This is a genomic window from Enterococcus sp. 10F3_DIV0382, from assembly GCF_002140245.1.
Taxonomy (GTDB): Bacteria; Bacillota; Bacilli; order Lactobacillales; family Enterococcaceae; genus Enterococcus_B; species Enterococcus_B lactis.
In genome coordinates this window covers 5,289-8,861 of sequence record NZ_NGMF01000005.1, presented here as the reverse complement: position 1 = coordinate 8,861, position 3,573 = coordinate 5,289, and the positions used below count along the sequence as shown (strand labels likewise).

The following is a 3,573-nucleotide window of genomic DNA, read 5'->3' as shown; positions in this document are numbered from 1 at the left end:
AAGAGAGGACGAAGTTCGTCCTCTCTAGATGTTAGCTTTTCATCTACCCACTACAGTTGACAAAGAGCCAAAATAAGATCCCCTATCGACAGGGGACCTTATTTTTTAGGAAGGAAACACACTTATTTTAGACCATCTTTGGTATAATGGCCATCTACTTTAAAATCAAAACCAACTGAAACCGGGAATTGAATAGTAGAATTTGGTTTATTAAATAATAATTTTACATTAGAATTTGCATATTCTTCTTGTAAATCGATATAGAAGTGACCTTTGCTATCTTTCAACATAGCTTGACCAGGCCAAGCTCCCAAAGGCAGTTGAATTAAATTACCATAATAGGCATAGACATTTGCAGCACTCCATCCACCAGGATTTTCAAAGGTAATACGGGTAAAGCCTTCGGCAACTGGTTCTGGTAAAACTGCTCTATGGCTACCGTCTATTTCATAGACTTGTCCAAGTTCCAAATCATAGCCAGGTTTATTTTGAGCTGGAAATTGAACTTTTGTATCAGGATTATTGAAAATTACTTTACCACCTGCAAATTCTTCACCAAGCTCAATATAATATCCGTACTCATCTTGACTCATTTCTTTACCTGGCCAATTGCCAACGAGTGGTACACCTTTATTATCATAAACATAGGTGTAGACCTTAGACCAACCTTGTGAATTGTTGAAGTAAACACGGTTGGCAATTTGTTGCTCGATGTCTGGGACTTTTGTACCGACTTCAACTACTTGTGTTACTGGCTCTTTGCTAACTGTTTCACTGATTTTTGTCTTAGAAACAAGTTGATCACCAATGTACTCTGAACGGTAAGTTATTGTCTTCACTCCGTCTTGACCTTCAACGCGAGTTACTTTCTGTCCTTTTTTAAGTTCAGGATTGTCTACATACTCTGTTTCAAATGGAATTGGAAGCTCTTCATTTTCTTCTTTGAACTCGCTTTCAGGTTTTTCGGCAACTAAACCATCTTTAGAATATGTTCCGCCTGATTTAAATTCAAAACCAAGGGATTGTGGATACTGTGCTCCTTTGTTGTTAGAAAAGAGTACTTTTACGCCATCAGTCTCGTATGATATTGGAAGAGTGATGGCTAAAAGACCTGTACCATCTTTTTCCATCTTAGTTCCTGGCCATGCGCCCAACAATTTATCACCTTTGGCATTATACATATATACAAAGACATCTGTCCATTTATCTGGATTTTCAAAGCGAATGGTTGTATTGGCATTCGGATCTTCTTTTGTAAAGCGATAAACGGATTGAACTGTCTCACCTTTAGCGTTTTTAGCAGATAATGTAACCGTTACTGTTTCACCAAATTGCACTTGACTTCCGATTGTAATGACTTTTCCATTTTCAAATTTAATTGGAGCGCCATTATTGACAGAATAGGTAGCCTCACTAGTATTAGAAGTTTGTAATGTAAGATTTAATGTATCTGTCAAGAAAGTATGGCTGCCTTCTTGATATCCTTGAACTGACAAGGATGCTAGATTATCATCACCTTTTGTTAATACTAATACTGATCGTCTCGCAATGGAACCACTTAATCGTCCGTTCGAAACAGTGTAGGTTTTACCAGAAATTTGGTCTTTATAGGTTCCATTCGCCAATTTTGTCTCAGTATTTAAGCTTTTCTCACTGTCGGAAAGGTTTGCAATTACTGCGCCTTGAGTGCCTCGTTCAATCATGGCAACGTTTGTATCACCATTCGGGTTCCGAATATATTCTGATTGACCAACCATGGCATTATGGAATTTGTTTACTGCTACAATCGTAGGGTCTTTATAAAGATTGCTACCCGCATCACCGAGTTTAGTTTGTTCAGGGAAACGGACACCATTACCGCCACCAACTGGACGTGAGAAGAATAGAGGTGTACCTTTGGCGCGTGCAGTAATCATTGCCCAGCCAAGTTTCAAATCTTCATCGCTCATCCAAGCTGATTCAGATTCACTATCCGTCTTTCCGTTTGCATACGTATCGTGAGATTCGACCCAAAGTACGAGTTTAGATGGATCTACTCCTGCTTGGTAGTTGCCAAGATTTCCAGCATTGGCATTTCGATTGCGGAGCATGTCTCGGATAGAGTGCCCATATTGGGATGCAGTAATGCTCATCAAGTTCGCATAATCTGCATCACGTGAAATATTGTCTTGTAACACTTCACCATATTGGAACTCAGAACCATTATTTAATATAACATTCCAGAAATTACTACCAAATTCGCTAGGATATTCTCCTGGTAATTCGATATGTTTTGCAGCATCATAACGAAATCCATCCGCTCCATCAGCAACTGCATTTTTTAAGAATTTCAACAAATACTGTTGTACTTCTGGATTTTGTGTATTCCATTCCCAGAGCTGAAGCAGAGAGTTTTGAGTTACATCCCAACGACTCCCCCAGTTTTCAATTAAAGTATTTCCATGAGTCCATTTTGGAATGGATTTAACTTCTGAAGAGATCGCATTATAATCAGAAGTAGTATGATTCAGTACTGCATCAACTATAATTTTTATACCATACTGCTCTGCGACACGATTCATCTCGATAAATTCAGCTTCAGTCCCAAGCTGATAGTTACCAATCGTATAGGCGGTTGGTTGATAATGATAATACCATTGCTCTGTAAATTTCTTATCTCCACCATTTCCAACAACTACAGCATTAATTGGGGATGTTTGAACACTTGTATAGCCTGCTTCTTTAATGGCCGCCATATTTTCTTTGATAGAATTAAACGACCAACACCAAGCATGCAAAACAGTCCCATCTTTCATTGAAACCTGCTGGTTGGAGCTGGCAACGATTGTTTCACCATTTACTGAAGTGATTGTGAATGCCTGTTCAATTCCAGCAAACATGGATAAAACCAGGGTAACACTAACTGCTTTTTTTACCAGTTTGGATAGTATTCTCTTACTTTGATAAGCCATATAAACCTCCTAAAAAATAATAAGAAAACGTTCGCATTTTCTTGAAAAAATATATCTACAGTTGATGACCTTGAACCTAGCAATCAACTGTAGAGGAATAAGTACTCTCCTTTCTTTCAAAATTAAATCATTCGCCAAATGCAAACGGTTGCAAAATTATAATATCATATTTGTTGGTTAATTTCAAACAGCTAAAAAATCATGAAAAACCGCTCTGTATCAGGTTTTACTGTCAATTTATGCTACTTTAGGGAAAATTTTGTTACCGTTAACAATTTGGCTCTATAATTTCTGTAGTGGGTAAATCCACTGTAGAGATTATGGAGCCTTTTTTAGTGTAGAAAAAAAGTCCCATATGACCTATAATGAAAAGCGACGAAACTCACATTAGAAAGACTCATATGGAACAACTAAATCTTATCACAAATTTTCTCAGAATTAAAGACAAAAATATCACTATCACTGATGAATATGATATGGGGACTCACTTAGAACTCCACGGTCACTTGGACTACACAGCCCCTAAATGCCCAAAATGCAAGGGACAAATGGCTAAGTACGACTACCAGAAAACTTCTAAAATCCCCTACCTAGAAACTGCTGGCTACCCTTTACTTATCCG

Annotated in this window: 1 protein-coding gene and 1 pseudogene; one reads left to right on the top strand and one right to left on the bottom strand. The window is 37.9% G+C overall.

The window, feature by feature from the left end:
- Positions 1 to 122 precede the first annotated feature (122 nt).
- A complete protein-coding gene (locus A5849_RS14550) occupies positions 123 to 2,951 on the bottom strand; it encodes a starch-binding protein (RefSeq protein ID WP_202625857.1) in 2,829 nt (942 codons plus the stop codon).
- A 401-nt stretch (positions 2,952 to 3,352) separates the two neighbouring features.
- Here A5849_RS14550 and A5849_RS14545 point away from each other — a divergent pair.
- A pseudogene (locus A5849_RS14545) lies at positions 3,353 to 3,573 on the top strand (ISL3 family transposase); the annotation flags it as partial.

Excerpts from the sequence above, each read along its gene's own strand:
- A5849_RS14550 (WP_202625857.1), bottom strand. The coding sequence starts at position 2,951 with ATGGCTTATCAAAGTAAGAGAATACTATCCAAACTGGTAAAAAAAGCA.